The organism is Paenibacillus sp. FSL R5-0887 (assembly GCF_038002305.1).
In the GTDB taxonomy this organism is placed as follows: Bacteria; Bacillota; Bacilli; order Paenibacillales; family Paenibacillaceae; genus Paenibacillus_AQ; species Paenibacillus_AQ odorifer.
This window is the reverse complement of sequence record NZ_JBBOCE010000002.1, coordinates 156,971-182,315: the sequence shown is the minus strand read 5'-3', so window position 1 is coordinate 182,315 and position 25,345 is coordinate 156,971. Positions and strand designations below refer to the sequence as shown.

The following is a 25,345-nucleotide window of genomic DNA, read 5'->3' as shown; positions in this document are numbered from 1 at the left end:
CTTTACTCAGATAATAATCAAAAAGACAAAATTTAAAGTTTAGTGTATGGGCCTATTGAATTATCTATATTCAAACCGATGGTTCCTATTACCCAACTCGATCATAAATGATACCTTTTACAGCTGCTGAAAAAAAACTGCCCTTAGTCATCTTAATGACTATAGGACAGCTAATCATTCATTATTCGTTACGCAGTGCGTGAATGGGGCGAAGTCGTGCGGCTTTGTTCGCAGGCATCATTCCAAAAATCACGCCGATGAGTAAGGAGAAAATAAAAGAAATCAGTACCATATCCCAAGCAATGGAAACTGTAAGTGCAGAGTATTTACCCAGCAGCCAACTGCCCGCGATACCAATGCCGACCCCAAGCACCCCACCCAAACCGCTGAGCACGATGGATTCAATCATGAATTGAGCGAGGATATCGAATTTTTTGGCACCAATTGCTTTACGGATACCAATCTCACGTGTTCTTTCATTGACAGATACGATCATGATGTTCATGATTCCGATGCCGCCGACAAAAAGTGAGATGCCTGCTATGCCTGCAAGCGCCATGGAAAGTGTATCTGTTGTGGAATTGACAGTTTCCAGCATTTCCTGAGAATCAAACACACTAAAAGCATTATCCGCATAATTGAATTTAGCATCAAGCGTACTTTCCAGTTTTTCTTTTGCAGCTGCTACAGTATCTGCTGAAGTTGTCTTAATGGTGATGGAACGGACGCCTTTACTTTTTAATTGGCGTTCTGCAGTGCTTATAGGAATGAGTATGATATCGTCGTTGGAACCACTTAGACTGGAGCCTTTTGTTTCTAAAAGCCCAACGATTTTATAGCTAATTCCGTTTAACTGGACCTTCTGCCCTACAGGATTGTCTGTACCGAATAAATCTTCGGCCGTACCTGAACCGATCAACGCTACCTTTTGCCGGTATTCGTTATCAATATCAAGTAAGAAGCGGCCCGCCTGTACATGAAAATCTTTAACCTCCTCATAAGAGGGGGTGATTCCTTCTACAGTTACACTAACGTTGTCCGTTTTGTTCTTGGCTGTAGCATTGCCGCTGATCACAGGAGCTACATTTGCTATACCCTCTATATCCCCTAGAGCAAGGGCTTCCTCATAGGTGAGAGAGGTAGTCGCCCCACGGCCAGTAATGTTTACAGTGAGTTGGTTTGTGCCTAGTCCGTTTAGCTGCTCTGTGATCTGTGAAGTAGTTCCTTGCCCAACAGAAACAAGAATGATGACCGAAGAGACTCCAATAATAATCCCAAGCATCGTTAAAAAAGCTCTAACCTTACTGCTGTTGATGCTCTTCAGGGCCATTCGCATGCTTTGGTACAATTTCACCCCGCATTCCTCCGATCTTCCACGAGGTTGCCATCCTGAATACGAATAATCCGCTCCGCTTGTTTAGCTATTTCCAGATCATGTGTGATAAGGATGATGGTATGTCCTTGCTTATTTAACTCACGTATCATTTGCATGACTTCCTGTCCCGTCCGTGTATCCAGTGCCCCGGTTGGTTCATCGGCAAGTAGAATAGGGGGGGATCCCGCCATAGCCCGGGCAATCGCTACCCGCTGTTGCTGTCCTCCCGAAAGCTCAGAAGGGCGGTGATGCATCCGATCCTCCAGCCCTACTTTAATGAGTGCTTCCTGTGCTAGTTGTCTTCTTTCCCGATGGGAGAGGCCACGATAAATCAATGGCAGCTCCACATTTTCAATGGCTGACAGCTTGGGGAGCAGGTTGAAATTTTGAAAGATAAAGCCGATCTTCTCATTGCGGATCGTTGCGAGCTTATTGTCGGATAACTTGCGAACCTCTTGTCCATCTAGAAGATAACTTCCTTCATCGGAGATATCGAGGCAACCAAGCATATTCATGAGTGTTGATTTACCAGAACCGGAGGGACCAATAATAGCTACGAACTCCCCCAGATCAATTGTAAAGGAAAGGCTATTTAAGACCGTCATGGTTTCTCCGGCCATTGTGTAGCCGTGGGACATGTCGTGAACTTCGATCAGAGGTGCTGAAGCACTCATCTGCCGCCACCTCCGCCACCACCTGGTGCGCTGCCCATACCACCAGCGCCACCTCCGGTGAAGCCGCCACCCCCACTAAAGCCACTGCCGCCGAAGCCAGCGCCACCCATACCGCCCATACCACCTCTAGTTTCCGTTTCCGTGCTGGTTGTTCCGGTTTTCGTAGAGATTACGGTAGGGATGATCACCTGGTCCCCTTCATGGAGTCCGCTGACAATTTCAATGCTGCTCTCATCATGGAGACCCACTTCGACAGTGACCATCTGTCCTGAGCTATTGCCGCGATTTCTTCCACCGGCAGCGCCGCTGCGAGCGTCAGGAGCCCCGCTGGGCATAGCGCCGCCGCGAGCGTCAGGAGCCCCGCTGGGCATAGCGCCGTCGCGGGCGTCAGGAGCCCCGCTGGGCATAGCGCCGCCGCGAGCGTCAGGGGCACCGCTAGGCATTGGTACTTGGCCCTCGCCAGCAGTTTTGGAAGTTGCGGCTGAACCCGCTGCTAGAGGAATAGAAACTGTGTATTTTCCGTTTCTTTCTTGTACAGCTTCAATAGGTACTGTTAATACATCCTTTTTCTCAGCAGTGGTTACTGAAACTTCCGCAGACATTCCAACAAGAGCACCTTCGGAGCTTGTTAGACCTATGGTAACATCGAAGAGGGAAACACCGTTTGAGGCGGTGCCCTCATTAGCTATTTTCGTAACCGTTCCCTTGAATTCCGTATCAGGCAGAGCATCCAATGAAATAGTGGCAGGCATCCCTAGCTTTACAGTAGGAATATCAAGCTCATCCACCTGCACAACTACACTTAAATTAGCATAATCGGTAATGTCGATGAGTTCAGAGCCGTCCATGGCTTTTTCGCCGCTTGCAATATTAACTGTCGTTACAGTTCCATCAATAGGAGCCGTTAACGGATCAGGAGGAAGCATATCTTCTTGGACAGAAGCTATTTTTTCCTGTTGCGCCGAAATGTCGGTTTTGGCCTTTTCAATCGAACGTTTGGCATTGCCTAGCTCATCTTCTGATGCACCTGCCACGGCCAGCTTCTTATATTGCTCCTGCTTGTCCTCAAGATCGGTCTCAAGCGAGGCAAGTGAAGTTTGCTCCTGCTTGAGATTGTCACTCAGATCATTGCCTTCAAAGGTAATCAAAGTCTGGCCTTTTTTCACGAGATCGCCCTCTTTGACAAGAACCTCAGCTGCGGTCCCGCTGTCCTTCGTTTTTACTTTACCAGTTTCTGTAGCAATCACGGAGCCGGCTCCGGATACACTAACTACGATATCGCCCTTTGTAACGGTAGCTGTATTAATAGGCACTTCAGCGGCTTGACTGTTCTTATCAGGTAACAATGTATACACCAGCATTCCTGCTGTGGCTACAACTACTACTCCAAGAGTCCAGAACACTATTTTTTTCTTCTTCATTTCTATCCTCCCTAGCTCATCATATTAATTGCCGGATGTATTGCTGGTGTCTGGATCTGTGCCAGAAGTAGAGTTGCTGTTCGAAGTCGTTGATGCCCCCTGATAAGTGACGACATAGGTTTGTGTTCCCAGCAGATTTCGATGGCCTTGGAATTCGTCGTATAGATTCAACCGGATTGCGCCGCCACCCAGTGTTTTGTACAGGCTGCTTGTGAAGGTTGTGGTGTACGACTTGAAGTTACCTAATTGTAGATCTGTGCCAAGTGTTAATGTTTTTTCCATGCTTTGTCCTAAGGGGTCAATCAGCTCCAACACCAGTTTGTGCTCGTAGGTGCCTGATTCATAAAGCGTGCTGGCTGACATGTTGTAGGTTAGGACAGTGCTGAGCGTATCTTTACCAGCGGTGACGGTGGCGACTGCATTTGTAACGGATAGGGTATAAGGAAACATTTCCACGTTCAAAAGATTGCCTTTGGGCTCCACTCCCAGCTGGTTCAGTCCAAGTGATACCGTATTGATGTAACCCGTCGATTGGCCGTCAGGAGCGGTAAGCTTGCCTTCTGAAACACCCTCCCCGATATAAAGGACAAGGTTCGCTGGATCTATACCTAGAGGGAGCTTACTCCAGAGTGTGACCAGACTTTTTCCGTTAGGACTGGTGGAGGTTTTGGACTGGGTGACTTCGGCTTCATAATATTGATTGTCTTGTGTTTTGTAATAGGCTACGAGTTGAGCCTGTTCGGATTTACGCGATTCCTCACTGTTCATTTCTAGTTCTGTGTACAAGAGATTTGAATCTGTACCTGGGTACACGAGGGTCCGGCGTACAAGTAATTCCGCTTTTTTACCTTCAAGCTCAAGATGGAAAGAATTTTCAGCTGCAACACTCTGTACCCGGCTGTCCAGTTGGGTAGTACTTAGAGAAAGGAAGTTAAGCTTACTTTCACCTGAAGTTTCTTGCAGGGTGATTTTTAATTGATTGAAAGTATAGCTATAAGGAACATTGGCTACGACATACACAGCAGCCGATTCATTTGGACCGAGGATGGTTTGCGTACTTTCTGAGACAACCTGGGAAGTGCTGCTGATGTCACTTTCTCCAGCTTTGACGACACTTGTAAGCGCAGGAAGCTGAACAGAGGTTGATTTAGTGTTGCGGATGTTGATTTTAGCCACGATCTGGTCTTTGTCAGACCAAGGGAGTCTTTGAATGTTTGCAATTTTGACAACAAATGTACCGTGACTGTTCTCAATGGGGTATTCCGTGTCCTGCCAATTGTTAGTTTGCAGCGTGTAAGGGATCTGATAATAGGCGGTAGGAAAAATGATCTTGCCCTCAGCAGCCGGCTCAGTCATTTGCAGCTGCAATGTTCCTTGATTGAGTGTGAGTGGTACATCTGCGCTGAGTTCAATAATCTTTTCTTCAAGCGGTTTCAATGTTAGGCTGGCAAAACCCTTCGTATCTACCGGAAAGCTATACCCTTCAGCGGCTTTAATAGCAAGTTCATAGGCAGGCACATTCACTGCTTTGTTGCCGCTATTTTTGATGCGGAACTGTAGTGTCCACTTTGCGTTGCCATTGTCAGCATAGACGTTAGCCGTTTTCAACTGTGTTTCGACTGTATTATTGCTGATTGTAAGCTTCTTCGTGACATTGCTGGCTACGACAAGATCCGGTGTTGTTGCAGCGGGGAGATTGTAGGCGACAACCGGCAACGCTATTTTTAATGAGGCATCTTCTCCGGCAAATTGCAGCGCCATGTTGTCTGTCTTCATATAAGAAGGGATTTCCGTCAAATAGTAGATCGTCTTCTTTTCCTGAGGCTGTACTTTATAGCTGGTGCTGGTGTCATCAAGTGCGAGTTCAAATACAGATCCTCCAGCGGAAGCGAGGTATCCTTTAAGTCCAGTATCACTGAGTACCTTGGTTCCTTGATTAGTGAAGCTAACGCCAACCTTGGCATAGACCTTACCGTTATATTTATAAATTTGCAGGCTCTCTGCCTTGGTGGTTACAGGGAGATTGTTTAGGGTGATCTTTTTACTCTGCCCTCTGGCGACAGCTTGTGAATATCCTGTGGGTACGGTGAAGTTCCCTAGCTTTTTTTGATAATCGGTGGTGTTGAAGTCCCATCCGTACAATGAAATTTTGACCCCGTTTAAAGAGGTGGATTTGCCGATGTTTACATAGTAGGTGATAGATTGACTGCTTTTCGCGGCAATGGATTTGATGGTTGCACTGCTGGTAATAGGGCTTCCTTGAATAACTGTACCGCCGCTAGTAGTTACTTTGGAGAAAAAGTCCACCAGATTGAGGCTAGCGTTGCTTCCATTAGAGTAGCTGAGTGTGTATGTAAGAATATTTCCGCCATCCTGAGTTAATAAGCTGACATCCGTCAGCTTTGCGCTGATGTTAGTCTTCAAGGCTATGGAGCCTAGTTTATCCAGAGCGGATACGGAAGCTGTTGTTGCTATTTTGGTGGATGTAGTCCCGGCCCAAGCGGTATGAGCTCCATACGCTGCAAACTGGCTAAGTACAGCTGTGCTTAGCAGCACCGCGGCTACTTTTATTCTCCGTACATGCATTTGATTTCCTCCCAATAGGATAGTTAATAGTCTGCGAAGGTGCACCCGAGTGGATAAGCAAGCCTTCCTAGTAATGGAAATTATCAAGCCCCGCTGAATGTTAGCTGAAAAAAAGTTGGAAAAATGGCTCTGAAGCTTAAAGCCAGCTTAAAAGAAGATAAAAATTAGCCTAATTTTGTCCAGCTTGTCAAAACGACAGATTTTGCATATAATAAAGAGACATATCTCTTGTAGTAAAGAGATACCTGACAATTAGCATGAATTGTGAAATGCAGTGATGGAGAAGAGTACACAGTGCCTGACTTACAGGGAGGAGACGCCGCGGATTGAGAGCGTTTCTAAGAAGCAGAGCTGTCGAAGTTCACTCCGGAGCAGTTCCCTGAATTCCTTAAGCTGTCTAATAGGGAAGGGTAGGGGATACCGGTCACAGACCGTTATTTCTGTATAAAGTGAGATAGGTATCTGTCCAGCCAAAAGAGGGAATGAAGCTCTTAAGGGGAACAGATCAGCTTGTCTAACAAGGGTGGTACCACGGTCTTTTCGTCCCTTACCGGGAGGAAAGGCCTTTTTTTGTTGAACTAGACAATGATTGAAGGGGGCTGTACACGGCCATGAAAGAGAAGTTGGAAGCATTGAAGGTTGAAGCGCTGGCTAAGCTGCAGGAGGTTATGGATCCGCAGGTACTAAATGATCTAAGAGTGAAGTATCTCGGTAAAAAAGGTGAGCTTACAGAGGTTCTGCGCGGTATGGGAGGACTTAGTGCTGAGGAACGTCCGGTAATCGGGCAAGTAGCGAATCAGGTTCGCAGTGCTATTGAGGAGATTATCGGCGCGAAGCAGGAGGCTTTTCAAGAGCAGGAAACCCAGCAACGTCTGCAGGCTGAAAAAGTAGACGTAACCTTACCGGGTCGCCGTATGCAGCAAGGGGGCATTCACCCGCTTAGCAGAGTCGTACAGGAGATTGAGGATATTTTTATCGGCATGGGCTACCGTGTAGCTGAAGGTCCGGAAGTAGAGACCGATTATTATAACTTTGAAGCTCTAAATTTGCCTAAGAATCACCCGGCACGTGATATGCAGGATTCTTTCTATTTAACGGATGACCTGTTAATGCGCACACAAACCTCGCCGGTACAGATTCGTACTATGCAGGCTATGAACGGTGAAGCTCCGGTAAAAATCATCTGCCCGGGTAAAGTATTCCGCCGTGATGATGATGATGCAACGCATTCCTTCCAGTTCCACCAAATCGAAGGTTTGGTCATTGGAAGTAACATTCGAATGAGTGATCTGAAGGGCACCCTGCAACAATTTGTGCAGGAGATGTTTGGACCGAATACAGGCATTCGTCTTCGTCCGAGCTTTTTCCCATTCACTGAGCCAAGTGTTGAAGTAGATGTAAGCTGCTTCAAATGTGGCGGCGATGGCTGCAGACTATGCAAGCAAAGCGGATGGTTAGAAATCCTTGGCGCAGGTATGGTGCATCCAAATGTACTGAAAATGGGTGGCTATGATCCTGCTGAGTACAGCGGCTTCGCTTTCGGAATGGGTGTAGAGCGGATTGCGATGCTTAAATACGGCATCGATGACATCCGACATTTCTATAGTAATGACATGAGTTTTGTGAAGCAATTCAAGGGCGTTTAGTTTTTGTGGGCGCGTTGGCTGATAGTGGCGGAGAATGGCTTTGGAGTGTTCTCCCACAGGAAGCAGCGCGAACGACAGTGAAATAAATACATCTGAAACATAAAGGAAGTGAGCGGATATGAAAGTATCAACCGGATGGTTGGCTGATTATACATCGATTGAAGGAGTAACCGCCGAACAGCTAGCGGAGAAGATTACCGCTGCCGGCATTGAGATTGACGGCGTAGAGCGCCGCAATAAAGGCATTTCCGGCATCGTAACCGGCTATGTGAAATCAAAGGAAAAACATCCTGATGCAGACAAGCTGAACGTATGTATCGTGGATGTGGGCCAAGATGAGGAGCTACAAATCGTTTGCGGCGCAAAAAATGTAGCTGCAGGTCAAACTGTACCTGTAGCAATGGTTGGCGCTAAGCTGCCAGGACTGGATATCAAAAAAGCCAAGCTGCGCGGTGTCCTGTCGCAAGGAATGATCTGCTCGGCCAAAGAATTGGGACTGAATGATAAATTGCTTCCAAAAGAGCAACAAGAAGGTATTCTTGTGCTGCCTGAAGGGACAGAGATTGGTCAGGATATTTCCAAGGTCCTCGGCTTAGATGACGAGATTCTGGAATTCGATCTGACTCCGAACCGTTCAGATTGCCTCAGCATGATTGGTGCTGCTTATGAAGTAAGTGCAATTCTTGGGCGTGAAGTTAAATTACCTGATCCAAAAAGCGAAATGATTGAGATCAGTGGTCCTGCTGCGGATTCCATTTCCGTCAAGATTGAAGATGAAGAATACTGCAGCCATTATGCAGTTCGTTATATTGCAGGTGTTAAACCTGCACCATCACCGCTGTGGATTCAGAATCGTCTGATGGCTGCTGGGGTTCGTCCAATTAATAATATTGTGGACATTACCAATTATGTGATGCTGGAATATGGACAGCCGCTGCATGCTTTTGATGCAGATAAAGTACAAGGTGGAGAACTCGGCGTTCGTCTTGCCCATGAAGGTGAAGTTTTGGTTACACTTGACGGTCAAGAGCGTAAGCTAGAGCCGCAAATGCTCGTTATCGCTGATGGAGTAAAAGCTGTAGGTCTGGCCGGAGTAATGGGTGGACGGGATACAGAGGTTACTGCTGAGACGGTAAACCTTGTTCTGGAATCTGCTAAGTTTGATGGAGGAACGATTCGTAAAACCTCGCGTCAATTGGGACTTCGCTCGGAAGCCTCCCTTCGTTTCGAGAAGGAAGTGGATCCAAGTGCAGTTATTCCTGCATTGAACCGTGCAGCCGTACTGATTGCACGTTATGCTGGCGGATCGGTCCATGAAGGCATCGTGCAAGCAGGAACTGACGCTGTTCAAGAGAAGGTTCTCACCTTGTCCTTAGAGAAACTGAATCGTTATCTGGGAACGGATTTGTCCTTGTTGGAAGTGAAGACATTGTTTGGCCGTCTACATTTCAAATGTGGAGATACCGCACAAGGGCTGATTGAAGTTCAAGTCCCAACCAGACGTGGCGATATCAGCTATGATGTTGATCTTATTGAAGAAATTGCCCGCCTGTACGGGTATGACAATATTCCAACGACTCTAATTGAAGGAATTACAACGCCAGGAGCACTAACTCACAAGCAAGCGCTCCGTCGTGAACTGCGTCGCCTATTGTCACATGGCGGTTACCAAGAGGTGATGGGTTACTCCTTCATCCAGCCGCAACAAAGCACAATGTTCCCTGAGTTATCAGAAGGAGCAGTAGCGGTGAAGCTGGCTATGCCGATGAGTGAAGAACGCAGCGTACTGCGTACCAGCCTTCTACCACAACTCTTGGATATTGCCAGCTACAATACCAATCGTCGTCAAAGCGACTTGGCATTGTTTGAAATCGGCAACGTCTTCTTCACGGATGAAGAACAGTTGACTCGTCAGCCACGAGAACTGCCGGTGCTGGGGCTGCTGCTTAGCGGAAGCCTAACAGTGAAGCAATGGAATGTTTCGGCACAGCCTGTGGACTTCTTTGATTTGAAGGGTGCGCTGGAAACGGTATTTGCTCATTTAGGGCTGACCGATAAAATCGTCTATGTAGGAGATAGTCCAGAAGGATATCATCCTGGGCGTTCCGCGTCGGTATATTTACTCGGAAACGAGGGTCGTGTGAAGATCGGAACGATGGGACAGATTCATCCGGATCTGCAAAGACAGCTGGATCTGGTGGATACTTATGCGGCAGAAATTTTATTGCAGCCGTTATATGAAAGTGCGCAAAGCCGTTTGCAATATAATGAGCTTCCGCGTTTCCCAGGAATGGAGCGGGATATTGCTGTGGTCGTGGATTCCGCTGTACCAGCGGGCGATCTGCTAGCTTCCATCCGCGATAACGGAGGTACTTTGCTCCAGTCCGTCCAGGTATTTGACGTTTATACTGGTGGTAAGCTGGAGAATGGAAAGAAGAGCATCGCGATCTCACTGCTGTATCGTCATAGTGAACATACACTGACTGATGAGGAAGTAGGAGAGGTGCATGAGAAGGTATTAGCATCTCTTCAACAAACTTTTGGTGCAGAATTAAGAAAGTAGCAGGAATTGTGTAAAGCCGCAGCGAATCCATTTAGAAACTGAGATTCGCTGCGGCTTTTTCTAGGTAGAGTGCAAAGCGGAGAATATCAGCCATAATCTATTGAATATTAGGGATTTTGCCAAATGCTTACCAAAAAAGCTACAATAGAAGAAGTGAAACTAGCTTAGAATCCGCACACATACAAAGGAGGGCACAACTGTGGCTATGGACCGGACACGTGTCGCCGTGGAGATATACGGAACTTCCTATAAACTCGTCGGAAGCAGTACTGAATATATGAAACAAGTGGCCCGTTATGTTGATGAACATATGCGCACGATTTCTAAATCTCACACCAGACTGGACACACCGCGTATAGCGGTGCTTGCAGCTGTACATATGGCGGAGCAGGCTATTCAGGTTCAGGACTTCAAAAATGAACTAAACATGATGACAGGTGAACGCAGTGAACTGCGATTGGAAGTATCTCGCCTGCTGGAGGTACAGCGGGAGCGGCAAGAAGAATTCGAGCGACTAGAAGCTGCGGCCAAAGAAGAGGCTGGGCGACTGATTGCTGCTGCGGAGGAAGAACGTAAGCGGCATTTGGAGATTCAGGAGAATGAACGCAAGGTACATGCGGAACAGCTTCAGGAGGCAGTGCAAGCTGTGGAAGCTGCACGCAAGAAGCTGGAAGAAGAATTGCTTGAGCGCGAGATAGAGCTGCAAGCACTGCGGACAAGCTACGAAGAAGAGCAGGCAGCTAGTCGTGAACACCAGCGGCAGGAACTGGCGAAGGCGGAAGCCATCCACTTGCAGCAGCTGGAGGAGCAGAAGGCTGCTCATCTGCAAGAGCTGGAGAACATCCGGGAGACGCTGACCAAGGAGAAGACAGACACGCTGTCTGCTCTGCAGCTTGAGCTGACCGAGACCAAGTCAACACTGGAGGAAGAGCTTGAGGTTACCAAGTCTACATTAGGTAAAGAACTCGAAGATACCAGATTGACGCTGGGTAAGGAGCTTGAGGATACCAAGTTGACGTTAGGTAAGGAGCTTGAGAGTACCAAAGCGAAGTTGGGCAAAGCGCTGGCGGAAGAACGTGAAGCACTGCAGCGGGAACAAACCAAGAATAAGGAACTGCGGCAGTCACAAGGCACTCAAGAGCATAGACATAAGCAAAATATTCAAGAGCTGGAAAAACAGCTGGCTGAGCTTCGTGGTGGGACAGGGCAACTTCAGTCCAGATTACGTGCGGCTGAAGCCAGTCTTAAGAGTGAGCGAGATGCAAGACAGACGCTTCTTGGACAATATGAAGCGATTGTTAAACGTGAAGAACAGCTCAGTGAAGAGCTTCACACGGCTACTGAGCTGGGCACACTGTTGAATGAGGAGCTGGAAGAGTTACGCCAGCGTTATCAACAGTCACAGAATGAAGCTACAGAGCTAAGAGCGTCACTACAGGAGACGAGTGAAAATCTGCACCGTGTTCAGGAAGAGCTTGCGGGATCAGCAGCAGAGGCGGCTAACTGGCAGGAGCTTTCGGATAAACGCATGGAAGATATTGGTGAACTGGAAATGAATCTGCTGGAGTCTGAGGAGAAATCCGTGTTGCTCCAGAAAGAGATCGACACGCTACGTGGGCAAGCCGATGGATTAGTACAGCAGCTGGATCAGGAGGTTCAGCTTCGTACAGATGCAGAACGCGAAACAGCGGTACTTCGGGAGCAAGGTGTGCAGGCTCAGAAGGAATTGTCTGCGCTTCGTGTTCGTTATGAGGAACTGATTGCTCAATACGACGATGTACTGCAAGAAGGAGAACGCCTGCAGGAAAGATATCAACTGTTGCAGGAAGAAGGCGAAGAGGCAACACGACGCTTAGAAGAGTTATCTGAAGCTAGTCGTGAAGCTGCTGCTACTGTTGCTGAGCAACAGGAAGTGCTGAAGGAAGCAGAGGCGTACGGAGCTTCCTGGAAGCATAAGTACGAGGAACTATCCGATCAGCAGCTGCAGTGGACGGATCTCGAAGCAAAGCTGCGTGAGGAGATCGACATTTGGCAGCAGGAAGCCGGTGAGGCTGAAATGAAGCAGGAAGCTATTGATCGTGAACGTAGCGAAGTGCTTCAGCAGCTAGGTGAAGTTGGTGAAAGCTATGAAATGGTTCAAGGACAGCTTCGTTTGTTGCAGCTCCAGTTTGAAATGCGTCAGGAAGAGCTTGACAAGCTGACAGATGAGCATCGTAACCTTAAAGAGGAATATGCCAAGCTACAAAATGAATATAATGAATGGATTCAACTGATCGAGCAAGACAGTTGAGTGCCGGATGCAAGTAAAAGAGCTGACCTGATGAGTAGAGAGATCTATTTCGGGTCAGCTCTCTTTATTAATGAGCTCAAATTAAAAAAACAGCCGATCTCAGGGGGAATCCCTAATAATCGGCTGTTTATGTGTAATCTATTCCACGATGATTGTAGCTCTCATTCCGCTATGTCCGGAGCCACACATAATGGAGCAGGTCATTTCGAAAGTTCCAGCTTTCTCGGGTACGATCACCTTTGAGGATTTTTTTTCATTAAGCTGCAGCTCGAACTCTGGAATAAGGATACCGTGATTGCCGTCATCATTTTTAAAAATGATTTTGACGGGAACACCCTTTTTTAGATGATATTCTTCCTGATCAAAGCTGTAATTTGTAGCTGTAATTATGAGTTCTGTTTCTGCCTCGATTTCCGGCTCCGCTGTGTTAGTATTGCCAGCAGCACTATCATTGTTGTTCCCACAGGCTGTAAGTGCTATAACGAACACCATTGAAAGTAGAATTGCAAATTTTTTAATAATCTAAATCCCCTCCCAAGAAGTCCAAGCATAGTGAAAATGTGACAATTATGTAGACATCATAACTTAAAATTTAAGTAAGCGCTTTGATGAAATGTGAAAACTATGTGAACAGGCAGACTGTTCAAACTTTGTCGTAAATTGCAAAAAAATGATGAAAATATAACTAAAATTTATTATAATGAAAGCTATTACATTAACGTATAAAAGTAGGGGATACATATTACAAGTATTAATGATGCGCTAAGTACGGAGGTTTGGCACCGTAGAATCTTACAAGGCTATTGGATGGTAGTCATTCTTTTATTAATTTCACAGTTGCTGTTTTTGTCGAATATTGACCGACTCCAAATAAAAACAACCATGGATACGAATCTATGGCATTTATTTATAGCCTGTAATTTACTAATTGTGTTCCTTATGATTACTGCGGAGCTGTGGCTGCGTTATAGTAAACAGTCCCCTAAATATGGGGTGGTTAGCTGCGGGTTTTTAGTGTCCTATCTTATGTATTTTGTATTAGAGCCTTTTGTTGACGGTGCTCAGATGACACTTATGATGCCGATTATGGTTGCTCTTATTTATTTTGATCGTAAGCTCCTGTACATAATGGGGTTATTTAGTATTGTGTTTTATGCCGGGGTATATTTTGGGTTGGAACGGCCATTCCTACATAAACCGCTGCTTGAATTCTTGATGGTAGAGTGTGTATTTTTGGTATTTGTGCTGATGGCTATTGCAGTAATTATTCGTGCTCGTGAAGCGCGTATTAATTTAGAAAGATTAACCAAGGCGGGCCAAGATCTAATGGTGGAGAGGGCTATTTCGGATAAGCTGCTGAAGATAGACGCACTCACTGGACTCTATAATCATAAAACCTTTCATGAATATTTGGATTCATTATTGGAGCAATGTGAAAGCAACAACCTTCAGCTACAGCTGGCTCTTTTCGATATTGATAACTTCAAGCAAGTGAATGATACCTACGGACACAGGGTTGGAGATCTTGTACTTAAGGTGATAGCGGACAAGGTAGGCGGCATGATTGAGTTAAATGATTTTGCGGCTAGGTATGGCGGGGAAGAGTTCGCTGTGATTTTTACAGATAAAAGTTTCTCGGAGTCCTATGAAGCAGTAGAGAAATTACGGAAAAATATTGCTCAAATTGAACATTTGCAGGCTGGTAACAAGCCGATCACCGTGAGCATTGGAATTTGTGATTATCAGCTTGGGGATGGAAAAGAGCTTCTCTTTCGTAAAACAGACAAAGCGCTCTATACCGCTAAAAAGCAAGGCAAGAACAGAGTGGTCAACTGTGCGGAGAGTCATAAAGAGGAGATTGTGTCTTTTGCATAAAAACAACACAGAACCCCTTATTGCCGGAGAAGAACCGGAATAGGGGGTTCTGTGTTGTGAAGAGCTTTTGTTACTTAGCGGCCTCAAATGGAGTGGATACCGGCAGAAACAGGTCGATAATCCCAATGACAAGAGCTGCTAAGATGGCACCCAGAATGGATACGCTGACTCCGCTGACTACGAATTGAGCGACCCAGATTACTACCGCACTGACAATAAAGCCGACGATACCACGACCGAAAGGCGTTGCTTTTTTGCCGAAGATTCCTTCGACTACCCAGCCGAGTAGCGCAATCACCAGTGCAAGGATTAAAGCGCTCCAGAACCCACCAACCGTGAACTGTGGAACAATCCAGCCAACAACCATCAGAACAAGCGCTGCGACCACAAAACGACCAACATGACTTAAGAAATTCACTGTACTAACCTCCTTTGGCCCATGCTAAGGATATGTGCAGTTCTTATTGTGACCTTATTACGTGATTCTATGCTTAAAAATAAGACCCAAATAGCGAAATTGACCTGAATTCTGTATAATGGAAACATCTATGAAGGGAGCTGTGACTGTAATTGGACGACAAAATTTTGCATACGCTTGAATATCGCAAGATTTTAAATAAATTAATGCAATATACGCAAACCCCCATGGGAAGATTGGCTGCGGAGCAGCTAAGGCCCTCCGGCGATTTCGAAGGTGTGAAGAAGCTGCTTCAAGCCACGGATGAAGCGGCTAATGTGGATCGCCTGAAGGGCATTCCTTCGTTCGGCGGGGTAAGCGATATTCGAGCTGCACTAAAACGTGCTTCTATCGGCGGAATGCTGGGAACAACTGAGCTGCTGGCCGTTGGAAATACCATTGGCGGCGCACGCAGAGTCAAACGTTTCCTGGCAGCTATGCATGAGGAAGAAAAGATTGAGCTCCTGTTCTCACTGAGCGACGTTTTATCGGAGCAAAAACATGTGGAAGATGCCATCCGTTTATGTATAGACGAGAATGCTGATGTACTTGATACAGCTAGTTCTGAGCTGGCTAACATTCGCCGTGAATTGCGCGGAGGAGAGACCAGAATTCGTGAGAAGCTGGATTCGATGATTCGTTCGTCTTCTGTAGCGAAAATGCTGCAGGATCAGCTGGTGACCATTCGTGGTGATCGGTTTGTTATTCCCGTAAAAGCGGAGTACCGTGCCCATTTCGGTGGTATCGTACATGATCAGTCTGGATCAGGAGCGACTTTATTTATCGAGCCAGAGTCTATTGTGGCGATGAATAATAAACTCCGTGAAACACGGCTGCGTGAGGAACGGGAAATCGAGATCATTTTACACAGGCTGACGGCACTTGTAGCCGACATTGCGGAAGAAATGACCTACGATATTGATATTCTGGGAGAACTGGACTTCATCTTCTCCAAGGCGCGTCTTGCTCGTGATATGAAGGCTACTCAGCCGCGTATGAATGACCGCGGTTATCTTAAGCTGCGCAAAGGGCGGCATCCGCTTATTCCAGCGGAGCATGTGGTTCCTTTGGACGTGGAGCTGGGCAATCAATACAGCTCAATTATCGTAACCGGACCGAATACCGGTGGTAAGACCGTTACCCTCAAAACCATCGGCTTGTTGAGCTTAATGTCGATGTCCGGCTTGTTTATTCCAGCAGAGGAAGGCAGCCAGATGTGTGTGTTTGATGCCATTTATGCTGATATTGGCGATGAACAGAGCATTGAGCAAAGTCTGAGTACCTTCTCTAGTCATATGACTAATATTATCTCCATTCTGCGTAGAATGACTCCTAAGAGCCTTATTCTGCTTGATGAGGTGGGGGCTGGAACCGACCCGGCAGAAGGCTCTGCGCTGGCAATTGCCATTCTGGAGCATATTCACCGGATCGAATGCCGGATGGTCGCAACAACACATTATAGCGAACTGAAAGCATACGCTTATGAGCGTAAGGGAGTCATCAATGCCAGTATGGAATTTGATGTCCAGACCCTTAGCCCAACCTATCGCTTGTTGATCGGCGTACCCGGACGAAGTAACGCCTTTGCGATTGCCGAGCGTCTAGGCCTGCCTCATGCGATTCTGGAGCATGCCCGCGGCGAAGTGAAGGAAGAAGATCTGCGCGTGGAGCATATGATTGCTTCTCTCGAAGAGAATCGGCTGGGAGCGGAACAGGAGCATGAACGTGCAGAGGGCATCCGCCGCGAAGTGGAGGAGCTGCGCAGCAGACAACAGCAAGAGCTTGAGAAGCTGGAAAGCCAGCGTGAGAAACGCCTCGAGAAGGCTGAGAAGGACGCCAGCGCGATCCTGGACAAAGCGCGTAAGGAAGCTGAGGAAATTATCAGTGATTTGCGCCGCTTGGCTATGGAAGAAGGAGCTTCAGTTAAAGAGCATAAGCTGATTGAAGCGCGGCGACGTCTGGATGAAGCTGAGCCATCACCGCGCAAGAAGGCTGTTACCCGCAAGACTACCAAGGCTCCACGTACAATTGGTCCTGGAGATGAAGTGAAAGTCGACAGCTTGAACCAAAAGGGCTTTGTGGTGGAGCTAAGCGGTACTAAAGAGGCACTGGTGCAGTTTGGCATTATGAAGATGAAGGTAAGGCTGGATGATTTGGAATTGCTCTCCTCGAAAGCAACAGCTGCGCCAACGGCCCTTCGCCATGCGACAACCGTCAAACGTTCCCGTGATGAGAACATTCGCAGTGAACTGGATTTGCGCGGGACTAACCTGGAGGAAGCTATCATGGAGACAGATCGTTTTATCGATGAAGCCTTTTTAGGTAATCTGGGCCAGATCGCCATCATTCATGGTAAAGGAACGGGTGTGCTGCGCACAGGAATTCAGGAATATTTGCGTAAGCACAAGCATGTGAAGAGTTATCGGCTCGGGAATTATAACGAAGGCGGCGCGGGCGTAACTGTGGCTGAGCTGCAATAGCGGGATTTCCCGGCAGAAAGAAGGGGAAAGCGTGCAAGAAGATATTGATCTTTTGCTGGGTCATCCGCTAGGTGCCTTGCTTGGCTACTTTGCAGTGGCGATTCTTGGGCTGGTTGTATTTCTGTCTTTTTTTGAAATGGTAACGAAATATAATTGCTGGGAAGAAATTCGTAAGGGAAACCTGGCAGTGGCAATGGCGACAGGCGGCAAAATCTTCGGAATTTGCAACGTACTGCGTTTCAGTATTGAAGCAGGTGTTTCAATTTACGAGACAATGAAGTGGTCCGTCGTCGGTTTTTTGCTGCTGCTGCTTGCCTATTTTTTATTTGAATTTCTGACCCCTGTATTCTCTATTGACGAGGAGATCGCTGCGGATAACCGTGCTGTTGGACTTATTGCCATGCTGATCTCGGTATCGTTGTCTTATGTAATAGGTGCGGCTATTTTTTAAATCCGTCCTTATAAGGACACCCTGCAAAGGATTATGGATCTGGACAAGCTTTGAATTGAGCAGTCCCACTCTTTGTGGGGTATCTTAGGAGGAAATCATGAAGATTCTCACCCGAGTTCTGTTTCTGTCAGCGATTGCTTTTATAGCAGCCGGTATTATTTATTTAATGATGAATTAAATTTAAAAGTGAAAGTATGAAGGAGATTATAAAGATGGAAACAACTGTATGCCCTTGGTGTCATACTGAAATTGTATGGGACGAGGAATTTGGACCTGAGGAGAATTGTCCTCACTGTAACAATGAGCTTAGCGGATACCGTACGGTCACTGTTGGGATTGACGGCATCGAAGAAGAAGAAGTAGAGGAAGTCGTAGAGGAACCCAAACAAGAGGTTGTTAATGACGATGATCTTTGGGGAGAGCCTGATAAAGACAGCGTAGTTCCAATCTATAATACGCTTAATCAATTCGGCGATGATTATGACTTGAACAAGTACGAAGAGAGTGTCTCAGCTATTCTAGCCATTCAGGAGGAAGCTCCGGAATGTACTCAATGTCATGAGCTCACTATCCTTGCGGGTAAGCAGCCTGTGAGCAGCTTTGAGCCGTCTGCTCCAGCTACACTAGGTAAGTCGGTATTAACCGCTCCATTCTCACTCAATGTTTACGTATGTCCTTCCTGCTTCCATGTTCAGCACAGTCTGGCACAGGAAGATCGGATTCAGCTCGTACGCAATTTGAGCAACGCTCAGGCGTAAGAATAAGTATATAAAAAAAGGGGCGGTCCCATAAGCTAATAGCTGCTGGGGCGTGCCCCTTCTTTTTTTGGACCTTACTTGACCGTTGACCGTTGTCGAAAGCGTGTGTATATGAAATCACTGTCGGATGCTCTTATTAACCCGCTAACGGACACAACCGACCTTAATCGCACCATTATCCGATATTTGGAATGCTATCGGACTCTAGTGCAGCTATTGGCCTGAAAAACGCCTATATATGGGCCTCTTTCCAAGGATAGCATCACTGGAGTCCGAAACCTTGCTTTAAAGGCTAAAAACATGTAAATAACGTCAACTGTGTCCGTAAGCTCCATGGGCTGATGGATTTATGATTGAAGCAAGAAAAATAAAAAGCAGGGCTGTCCCAAAAGCCGTGAAGCGGCTGCGAGGGCCAGCCCCGTTTTTATTTTCTACAAAAATCAGTTCTGTTTCATCACGTCCAAACTCTTAGAAGGAGAGGGTTTGGCTGACCGGGTGAGTGAGAATAAATCTAACTCAGGCCGATGTTTGCCGGCAATCGTATCCGTTAACAACTCCGCAGCGATCATACTGTACACCGTCCCATTGCCTCCGTAGCCCTCGATGAAGTAACAGTGAGGGAACTTTGGATGTGGGCCGATATATGGAAGCCCATCACGAGTAGAACCGAACACAGCACCCCAAGAGTACTCCAGCTCAATGCCTTTAATTTCTGGAAATAAGGCTTCAAGCTCTTCGAGCAATTTTTGACCTTGAGAAATCACTCGGACCTCACGACGTTCGGGGTCTGTCAACTGCTCATCCTTACCTCCCGCAATAATCCTGCCTTCAGGGGTTGTCCGAAAATATAAATAAGGGCGGGCTGTCTCCCACAGCAGGCTACGCTCATGCCACTTTGGAAAATCCTTTAGAGGTTTGGTCATCACTGCATACGTGTTGATCAGCTCAGCGCCCCGGTCTTTTTTGAATTCCTGTGTTTCATAACCCATTGCAAAAATAACATCCTTGGCAATAATCCGGCCACTTTCTGTATGGCAAATCACGCCATCCTCAGTAAACTCATAATGTTTCGCTTCGCTCTGTTCAAAGACGCGGACGCCATTCGACGCTGCCTTGGCGATTAGGCTGTGCACCGTTCGATAAGGATTCGCTTCGGCATCCCCGCGTGAATAAAGTCCTGCTGGTTTTGAAAAAGAGTACAGAGCTGCAATCTTATCCTCTTCCCAAAATTCAGAATCGAAGCCATTAGCCACGAGATTCTCATATTCTTCCCGCAATGCAGGTACATCCGCAGGAGTGCTGGCATACAAAAGACTGCTGCGAGGAATGATCTGCGGATCGATATCGAGCTTGTCCGGCAGGTCCAGAATGTTCCTTACCCCAGCCTGGCATAACTGATAAAAGAGCAAACCGTTCTTTTGCCCAAAGGTGTTCATGCATGAGGTTAACGATTTATCGTTGGAAATCTGCAGGAGTCCAGTGTTAGCATGCGAGCTGCCGCTGCCGACCCGTCTTTTTTCGATCAGAACAGCATCCGCTCCACTTAAGGACAAGCGATAGGCGGCCATTGCCCCACCCATTCCGGCGCCTACAACCAGGCAATCACAATGAATAGTACCTTCTAGAGAGGGGTAAGTTGGAGGGTTCTGTAAAGTGCTTGACCAAGGTGTATTTCCACTATTTAAATTCATGAATTGTTCGCTCCTTCATTCGTGCCGTGATTTAGTATTGGCGGCATTTTATCGTCTCATTCGCGGTATGTTCTTATTTCTGTCATAACTCTCTAGTGCCTTGCGGCAAATAAATCGCGGGCATAGGCGGCATACTAAAGCCTGTATGAATCAACTACAAGGAGGGACTACAACAAATGCAATCAACGCAAATGCAAGCGCTAAGTGGTAAGGAATTGGAATATATCGCTGACTCCATCTCTAATGAGGACTTGCTTCTCAAGCAATGTGCAGCAACGGCTGCGACAACACAGAATCAACAAGTTCGCCAAATTTGTATGCAGCATATGCAAAATCACACCAAACACATGACTGAGCTCACTCAGTTAATCCAACAACATCAACAATACGCGCCAACAAGCCCACAATAATTGCAATATTAATTCTAGGGAGGTTATTTAATGAACGCGCAAAATACTGGGGCATTTATGCCGGATGAGGATTTACTAAACACCATTTTGTGTGATTTGAAGCGGACCGTACGCGAATATGCTACAGCTGCTACAGAATCAGCATGTCCAGCCGTTCGTAGGGTTTTTAACACTATGACCATGGACACTTTGCAACTCCAAGGTGATTTATACACGCATATGTCTCAACTGAATATGTATCCTGCACCTGCAAAAGCATTGCGCCAAGATGTGGACAAGCAGCTTCAAACCGCACAGCAAATGCAACAGCAAACAGGGCAATTTGTTCAACAAAAAACCGGGCAATTTGGCGCATACGCTCAGAATGCTCATATCCCGGCTAACGGACAACATCAGCCTTCTCATTTAATGTAACCATGATGGTTGGCGAATGAAGCAAATCGCTTCATGAGTGTGGAGATAACGCCCGTTTTTACTGGTTAAATCCGGTAGAACGGGCGTTTTTTCTATTTTTTTGTGTATGTTCTATGTAAACTCTGCCTTTCATGGAAGCTCTTATGGGGTTATTTTGTTTGCAGAGATGCACATTTCATGTCATATTAGTATTAAACTCTTTTCGCGGGGCGACGCATTAATAGCGTACCGTCATTGGCGAACTATCCGGAGGGAAGGCATGAAGGAAATGAACGAGCTTAAGAGGAAAGTGCTGGAACTGCTTAAGGAAGACGCGAGAAGATCTACTGCACTCTTAGCAACGCTGCTTGGCGCGGAAGAAGAAGATGTGAAGACTGCGATTGAGCAGTTGGAGAAAGATCATGTCATTGTAAAATATGCCGCCGTTGTAAACTGGGATAAAGTGGACGATGAGAAGGTAACCGCACTGATTGAGGTGCAGATTACGCCTGAACGAGGGCGTGGTTTTGAAGGGATTGCCGAGCGAATCTACCTGTATCCACAGGTCAAATCAGTTTATCTGATGTCTGGTGCTTATGATCTTCTGGTGGAAGTGGAAGGCCGGAATTTACGTGAAGTGGCCAATTTTGTATCTGAGAAGCTGTCTCCAATTGATTCAGTACTTTCAACCAAAACGAATTTTACCCTTAAAAAATACAAACAGGACGGGATCATCTTCGAAGAGCATGAGGAAGACAACCGTCTGATGATCTCTCCATAAAGGAAGTAATCATATGATCACGAATAAATCGCAGCTAACTGGAGAAGACAGCAAATCAATGGATTCTTATTTGGCCCCGTTGGTACAGCAAATTCAACCTTCGGGTATCCGCAAGTTTTTTGATCTGGCTGCAGGTAGTAAGGATATCATCTCTTTGGGAGTTGGAGAGCCTGACTTCAAGACCCCCTGGCATGTCAGAGAGGCTTGTGTCTATTCGCTGGAAAGAGGATTTACAGGGTATACATCCAATGCAGGAATGCCTGAACTGCGAGAAGGGATCGCGAATTACTTGCACAGCCGTTTTGCTGTGGAATATGATCCTGCCAATCAAATTATAGCAACCGTTGGCGGAAGCGAGGCCATCGATTTGGCACTACGTGCGCTGATTTCACCGGGGGATGAAATTCTGATTCCGGAGCCTTGTTATATCTCTTATTCGCCGATCACCGCGATTGGTGGAGGAATACCTGTAGGTATTGAAACGGTTGGTGAGAATAACTTTAAACTTACTGCGGAAAGCTTGGAAGCCAAAATCACTCCGCGCTCCAAGGTTCTGATTTTGTGTTACCCAAGTAACCCTACGGGAAGTGTAATGACCCGAGAAGATTGGGAGCCGATTGCTAAGGTAGTAGAGAAACATGATCTTATAGTGATTTCAGATGAGATTTATGCAGAATTGTCTTATGGCATTAATCACGTCAGCTTTGCCTCTTTACCAGGCATGATAGACCGTACGATTCTGGTTAGCGGCTTCTCCAAAGCTTTTGCAATGACCGGATGGCGGATGGGGTATGCTTGTGGTCACCCGGATCTTATCGCTGCAATGCTTAAGATTCATCAGTATACTGTGATGTGTGCTCCTTCTATGGGACAGGTGGCTGCACTTGAAGCGCTGACCAATGGGATGGAGGAGAAGGACCGGATGGTGGATTCCTATAACCAACGGCGGAGGTTGATCGTCAAGGGCCTACGCGATGCAGGGCTGGAGTGCCATGAGCCGCAGGGCGCCTTCTACGCTTTTCCAAGCGTGCGCAAGACAGGGCTGACTTCTGATCAGTTTGCTCAGCGGCTTTTGCTTGAATACAAGGTTGCAGCTGTGCCTGGAAGTGTCTTTGGATTAGGTGGAGAAGGTTACTTACGCTGTTCTTACGCCACATCAGTATCCCAACTGAACGAAGCAGTAGAACGCATTGGTGCTTTTGTCACAAAGCTTACACGTGAGAGAACGGATTAGTGAAAATTGAACTATAGCCGATCAAACAATCCTATGGTATTATTTTACTTTGAGAGTAATTAGCCCCTATAATAGAACTTACAAGGATCCATTTACTCTGGAACTAAGCGTTGCTTTGAAGTTGCTTTATTTAACTTTTATGCTCTTTTGCAGCACGCGCTCAATAATACTTTTGGGAGGGATGATTGTGCTTAGCGCCGATTATTACTTACCTTCCTATGGTGGGAAATGTTTCTCTGGAAATGGGAAAATACCCCCCAAGGGTGATGCTTCTGCTCGCATACTCTCTCTGGAAGATGAAATTAGAATACTCCGCAGCAAGATGGAGCAGCTTTTCCTGCAGGAAAAATCATTCACTTCGGATAATGTGATTGAAATTAGCAGTTTATTGGACCTCAAAATAAATGAGTACATGAAGGGGCGTCCAGCTGGAAAATAGTGCTGCTGAATGCTCTTGAGAGGACCCTAGGGTCCTCTTTTTGTTGTGCACTCTTACTAATGAGGGTGTTTTTGTGTATACTCTTAATTTGCTATCTTTATTGCCTTCCTTATAGCAGAAAGCTTAAACTATCAGTATATGTTTTTTAAGAATGGATAGGAGGCTTAAACCATGGCGATTTATACACGTACGGGTGATGCAGGTCAGACCTCAGTGATTGGCGGCCGGGTCGGCAAGGATGATGTCCGCGTCGAGGCCTACGGAACGATCGATGAGCTGAATTGTTTTGTAGGGCAAGCACGAAGCCTGATGGAAAGTGATAATTTCGACGATGTCCGCGAGCAATTGCTCGAAATACAGCATGAGCTGTTTGATTGCGGTACGGATTTAGCATTTGTTAGACTTGCTGATGGTGGTCAATATATGGTGACAAGTGAGATGGCTCAGCGGCTGGAAGGCTGGATAGATACTCTACAAGAGGAGAATCCGCCACTTGAGAAATTTATCCTGCCAGGAGGTAGTCAGCTGGCTTCGGTTCTACATGTATGCCGCACGGTTTGCCGTCGTGCAGAACGCCGGGCGGTTACCTTAGGGCGAACTGCGGACATTAACCCAGAAGCGGTGATTTATCTCAATCGATTGTCGGATTATTTTTTTGCTTTGGCTAGAACGGCTAATACACGGTCAGGGATTACTGATGTAGAATACATCCGCAGTAAAAAGGTGTTCCGAGACTAATATGACAAGCTATTATTCACCCATTACTTATATCATACCGCCTGAAGAAGATGACTTCCTGCTGAAGACCATCCTGCACAAACGGATGGATGTCTCACGCAAGCTGCTCTCTCGCCTGAAGCAGACGGAGCAAGGCATTACATTAAACGGTGAACGTGTATACATTAGTGTGCATGTAAAGGCAGGAGATACCGTGCAGATTCGCATGGAAACGGAGACTTCGGATGATATTTTGCCGCAGCCGATTCCATTTGAGATTTTATTTGAAGATGAACATCTGCTAGTGGTTAACAAGGCAGCGGGAATTATAGTTCATCCCACACATGGACATTACACCGACACGCTTGCCAATGGTGTGGTTTATTATTGGGCACAGAAGAATGAACGCTTCCGTTTCCGGCCTGTTCACCGTCTGGATCAGGAGACCTCCGGTGTGTTAGTGATCGCCAAAAATCCTTACAGCCATCAGCATATTTCCGAGCAGATGATCGCCGGTACTGTGGATAAGCGTTACGCTGCATTTGTTCACGGGGTTCCTGCGGAGTTATCCGGCGATATCGACGGCCCTATCGATCGTGATCCTGAGGAGCCACATCGGCGTATCGTGACACCGGATGGATATCCTTCCCTAACCCGATATGAGGTTAAGCAGGTGTATTCAGCTGGCTCTAGAGTTGAACTAAAGCTGGAGAGTGGGCGTACGCATCAGATTCGGGTCCATATGACCTCAATCGGCTGTCCGCTGATTGGGGACAGCATGTACCGTCATGAGCTGTACAATCTACCAGAATTGACTTCAACTCAAAGCGAGCAATTGGAGACCGTTGCAGCACTCGATGCTTCCATACCGCGTCAGGCGCTGCACGCAGTCCGTCTGACGTTCAAGCACCCGGTGCTTCTGCAAAAAATGATTTTCGAAGCCCCGTTGCCACCTGACATGGCAGCCTTGGAGAAAATATTGGAGCAAGGTCCGACAGCGGATTTGTGATAAAATTATGATTCAGGCGATGGTGTGGCGAAGGGGAAGATTGGAACTGTAGGAGCGATAGCGACCGCCTTTGTCTGCGGATTTCAAACGTGTTT

21 protein-coding genes and 1 other annotated feature are annotated in these 25,345 nt (G+C 46.7%); of the genes, 14 read left to right on the top strand and 7 right to left on the bottom strand.

Annotated features, from left to right (window positions below; all coding sequences use genetic code 11):
* Window positions 1-181: 181 nt before the first annotated feature.
* From MKY14_RS18870 to MKY14_RS18855, 4 genes are read right to left on the bottom strand one after another with little or no spacing between them, the layout of a single operon-like run.
* Window positions 182-1,354, bottom strand: a complete 1,173-nt coding sequence (locus MKY14_RS18870; RefSeq protein ID WP_139330124.1) for an ABC transporter permease — start codon at window positions 1,352-1,354, stop codon at window positions 182-184.
* Window positions 1,351-2,049: an ABC transporter ATP-binding protein gene (locus tag MKY14_RS18865; protein WP_076126381.1), complete on the bottom strand. Its 699-nt coding sequence runs from the start codon at window positions 2,047-2,049 to the stop codon at window positions 1,351-1,353. Before MKY14_RS18865 ends, MKY14_RS18870 begins: the two co-directional genes overlap by 4 nt.
* Window positions 2,046-3,470, bottom strand: coding sequence for an efflux RND transporter periplasmic adaptor subunit (locus MKY14_RS18860; protein ID WP_340977101.1), 1,425 nt, complete (start codon window positions 3,468-3,470; stop codon window positions 2,046-2,048). Before MKY14_RS18860 ends, MKY14_RS18865 begins: the two co-directional genes overlap by 4 nt.
* Window positions 3,471-3,494: 24 nt before the next feature.
* A complete protein-coding gene (locus tag MKY14_RS18855; protein ID WP_340977100.1) occupies window positions 3,495-6,056 on the bottom strand; it encodes a hypothetical protein in 2,562 nt (853 codons plus the stop codon).
* 265 nt (window positions 6,057-6,321) lie between these two features.
* Window positions 6,322-6,607 (top strand) — a binding site (T-box leader).
* Window positions 6,608-6,667: 60 nt separating this feature from the next.
* Here MKY14_RS18855 and pheS point away from each other — a divergent pair.
* From pheS to MKY14_RS18840, 3 genes are all read left to right on the top strand, one after another.
* On the top strand, window positions 6,668-7,702 hold the full coding sequence (gene pheS, locus MKY14_RS18850) for a phenylalanine--tRNA ligase subunit alpha (RefSeq protein ID WP_076126387.1): 1,035 nt from the start codon (window positions 6,668-6,670) through the stop codon (window positions 7,700-7,702).
* Between the two features lie 118 nt (window positions 7,703-7,820).
* Window positions 7,821-10,265, top strand: coding sequence for a phenylalanine--tRNA ligase subunit beta (gene pheT, locus MKY14_RS18845; RefSeq protein WP_340034190.1), 2,445 nt, complete (start codon window positions 7,821-7,823; stop codon window positions 10,263-10,265).
* A gap of 205 nt (window positions 10,266-10,470) precedes the next feature.
* Window positions 10,471-12,555: a hypothetical protein gene (locus MKY14_RS18840; protein WP_445669886.1), complete on the top strand. Its 2,085-nt coding sequence runs from the start codon at window positions 10,471-10,473 to the stop codon at window positions 12,553-12,555.
* 138 nt (window positions 12,556-12,693) lie between these two features.
* On the opposite strand, the gene MKY14_RS18835 is transcribed toward MKY14_RS18840, so the two are convergent.
* On the bottom strand, window positions 12,694-13,047 hold the full coding sequence (locus MKY14_RS18835; RefSeq protein ID WP_256716102.1) for a cupredoxin domain-containing protein: 354 nt from the start codon (window positions 13,045-13,047) through the stop codon (window positions 12,694-12,696).
* A gap of 315 nt (window positions 13,048-13,362) precedes the next feature.
* On the opposite strand from MKY14_RS18835, the gene MKY14_RS18830 reads away from it, so the two are divergent.
* Window positions 13,363-14,430: a GGDEF domain-containing protein gene (locus MKY14_RS18830; RefSeq protein ID WP_076126393.1), complete on the top strand. Its 1,068-nt coding sequence runs from the start codon at window positions 13,363-13,365 to the stop codon at window positions 14,428-14,430.
* A gap of 70 nt (window positions 14,431-14,500) precedes the next feature.
* On the opposite strand, the gene MKY14_RS18825 is transcribed toward MKY14_RS18830, so the two are convergent.
* Window positions 14,501-14,848, bottom strand: a complete 348-nt coding sequence (locus tag MKY14_RS18825; protein ID WP_036683548.1) for a phage holin family protein — start codon at window positions 14,846-14,848, stop codon at window positions 14,501-14,503.
* 152 nt (window positions 14,849-15,000) lie between these two features.
* Between MKY14_RS18825 and MKY14_RS18820 the strand changes: the two genes are divergently transcribed.
* The 3 genes from MKY14_RS18820 to MKY14_RS18810 all read left to right on the top strand — a co-directional run bounded on the left by MKY14_RS18820 (window position 15,001) and on the right by MKY14_RS18810 (window position 18,576).
* Window positions 15,001-17,367 (top strand): endonuclease MutS2, encoded by a 2,367-nt coding sequence (locus tag MKY14_RS18820; protein WP_076126396.1) that lies wholly within the window; start codon window positions 15,001-15,003, stop codon window positions 17,365-17,367.
* Window positions 17,368-17,398: 31 nt separating this feature from the next.
* Complete coding sequence (locus MKY14_RS18815; RefSeq protein ID WP_036683543.1) at window positions 17,399-17,818, top strand: DUF350 domain-containing protein; 420 nt, start codon at window positions 17,399-17,401, stop codon at window positions 17,816-17,818.
* 212 nt (window positions 17,819-18,030) lie between these two features.
* On the top strand, window positions 18,031-18,576 hold the full coding sequence (locus MKY14_RS18810; protein WP_051491295.1) for a hypothetical protein: 546 nt from the start codon (window positions 18,031-18,033) through the stop codon (window positions 18,574-18,576).
* A gap of 440 nt (window positions 18,577-19,016) precedes the next feature.
* Here MKY14_RS18810 and MKY14_RS18805 read toward each other — a convergent pair whose 3' ends face one another.
* Complete coding sequence (locus MKY14_RS18805; RefSeq protein ID WP_076126399.1) at window positions 19,017-20,267, bottom strand: NAD(P)/FAD-dependent oxidoreductase; 1,251 nt, start codon at window positions 20,265-20,267, stop codon at window positions 19,017-19,019.
* Between the two features lie 176 nt (window positions 20,268-20,443).
* Here MKY14_RS18805 and MKY14_RS18800 point away from each other — a divergent pair, with 176 nt between their 5' ends.
* The 7 genes from MKY14_RS18800 (at window position 20,444) to MKY14_RS18770 (ending at window position 25,250) form a co-directional block, all read left to right on the top strand.
* Window positions 20,444-20,677: a spore coat protein gene (locus tag MKY14_RS18800; protein ID WP_036683535.1), complete on the top strand. Its 234-nt coding sequence runs from the start codon at window positions 20,444-20,446 to the stop codon at window positions 20,675-20,677.
* 30 nt (window positions 20,678-20,707) lie between these two features.
* Complete coding sequence (locus MKY14_RS18795) at window positions 20,708-21,091, top strand: spore coat protein (RefSeq protein WP_076126401.1); 384 nt, start codon at window positions 20,708-20,710, stop codon at window positions 21,089-21,091.
* 259 nt (window positions 21,092-21,350) lie between these two features.
* Complete coding sequence (locus tag MKY14_RS18790; protein WP_036683529.1) at window positions 21,351-21,851, top strand: Lrp/AsnC family transcriptional regulator; 501 nt, start codon at window positions 21,351-21,353, stop codon at window positions 21,849-21,851.
* Between the two features lie 13 nt (window positions 21,852-21,864).
* Entirely contained in the window at window positions 21,865-23,085 is a 1,221-nt protein-coding gene (locus MKY14_RS18785; RefSeq protein WP_036683526.1) for an aminotransferase class I/II-fold pyridoxal phosphate-dependent enzyme, read from the top strand.
* Window positions 23,086-23,335: 250 nt separating this feature from the next.
* A complete protein-coding gene (locus MKY14_RS18780) occupies window positions 23,336-23,524 on the top strand; it encodes an aspartyl-phosphate phosphatase Spo0E family protein (RefSeq protein ID WP_232061510.1) in 189 nt (62 codons plus the stop codon).
* A 171-nt stretch (window positions 23,525-23,695) separates the two neighbouring features.
* The gene (locus tag MKY14_RS18775) at window positions 23,696-24,262 is read left to right on the top strand and encodes a cob(I)yrinic acid a,c-diamide adenosyltransferase (protein WP_076126402.1); all 567 of its coding nucleotides are present in this window, start codon (window positions 23,696-23,698) and stop codon (window positions 24,260-24,262) included.
* Window position 24,263: 1 nt separating this feature from the next.
* Entirely contained in the window at window positions 24,264-25,250 is a 987-nt protein-coding gene (locus MKY14_RS18770) for an RluA family pseudouridine synthase (RefSeq protein WP_340977096.1), read from the top strand.
* Window positions 25,251-25,345: the final 95 nt, after the last annotated feature.

Excerpts from the sequence above, each read along its gene's own strand:
- MKY14_RS18865 (WP_076126381.1), bottom strand. The coding sequence starts at position 2,049 with ATGAGTGCTTCAGCACCTCTGATCGAAGTTCACGACATGTCCCACGGC.
- MKY14_RS18860 (WP_340977101.1), bottom strand. The coding sequence starts at position 3,470 with ATGAAGAAGAAAAAAATAGTGTTCTGGACTCTTGGAGTAGTAGTTGTA.
- MKY14_RS18855 (WP_340977100.1), bottom strand. The coding sequence starts at position 6,056 with ATGCATGTACGGAGAATAAAAGTAGCCGCGGTGCTGCTAAGCACAGCT.
- pheS (WP_076126387.1), top strand. The coding sequence starts at position 6,668 with ATGAAAGAGAAGTTGGAAGCATTGAAGGTTGAAGCGCTGGCTAAGCTG.
- pheT (WP_340034190.1), top strand. The coding sequence starts at position 7,821 with ATGAAAGTATCAACCGGATGGTTGGCTGATTATACATCGATTGAAGGA.
- MKY14_RS18840 (WP_445669886.1), top strand. The coding sequence starts at position 10,471 with ATGGACCGGACACGTGTCGCCGTGGAGATATACGGAACTTCCTATAAA.
- MKY14_RS18835 (WP_256716102.1), bottom strand. The coding sequence starts at position 13,047 with ATGGTGTTCGTTATAGCACTTACAGCCTGTGGGAACAACAATGATAGT.
- MKY14_RS18830 (WP_076126393.1), top strand. The coding sequence starts at position 13,363 with ATGGTAGTCATTCTTTTATTAATTTCACAGTTGCTGTTTTTGTCGAAT.
- MKY14_RS18810 (WP_051491295.1), top strand. The coding sequence starts at position 18,031 with ATGGAAACAACTGTATGCCCTTGGTGTCATACTGAAATTGTATGGGAC.
- MKY14_RS18805 (WP_076126399.1), bottom strand. The coding sequence starts at position 20,267 with ATGAATTTAAATAGTGGAAATACACCTTGGTCAAGCACTTTACAGAAC.
- MKY14_RS18800 (WP_036683535.1), top strand. The coding sequence starts at position 20,444 with ATGCAATCAACGCAAATGCAAGCGCTAAGTGGTAAGGAATTGGAATAT.
- MKY14_RS18795 (WP_076126401.1), top strand. The coding sequence starts at position 20,708 with ATGAACGCGCAAAATACTGGGGCATTTATGCCGGATGAGGATTTACTA.
- MKY14_RS18790 (WP_036683529.1), top strand. The coding sequence starts at position 21,351 with ATGAAGGAAATGAACGAGCTTAAGAGGAAAGTGCTGGAACTGCTTAAG.
- MKY14_RS18785 (WP_036683526.1), top strand. The coding sequence starts at position 21,865 with ATGATCACGAATAAATCGCAGCTAACTGGAGAAGACAGCAAATCAATG.
- MKY14_RS18775 (WP_076126402.1), top strand. The coding sequence starts at position 23,696 with ATGGCGATTTATACACGTACGGGTGATGCAGGTCAGACCTCAGTGATT.
- MKY14_RS18770 (WP_340977096.1), top strand. The coding sequence starts at position 24,264 with ATGACAAGCTATTATTCACCCATTACTTATATCATACCGCCTGAAGAA.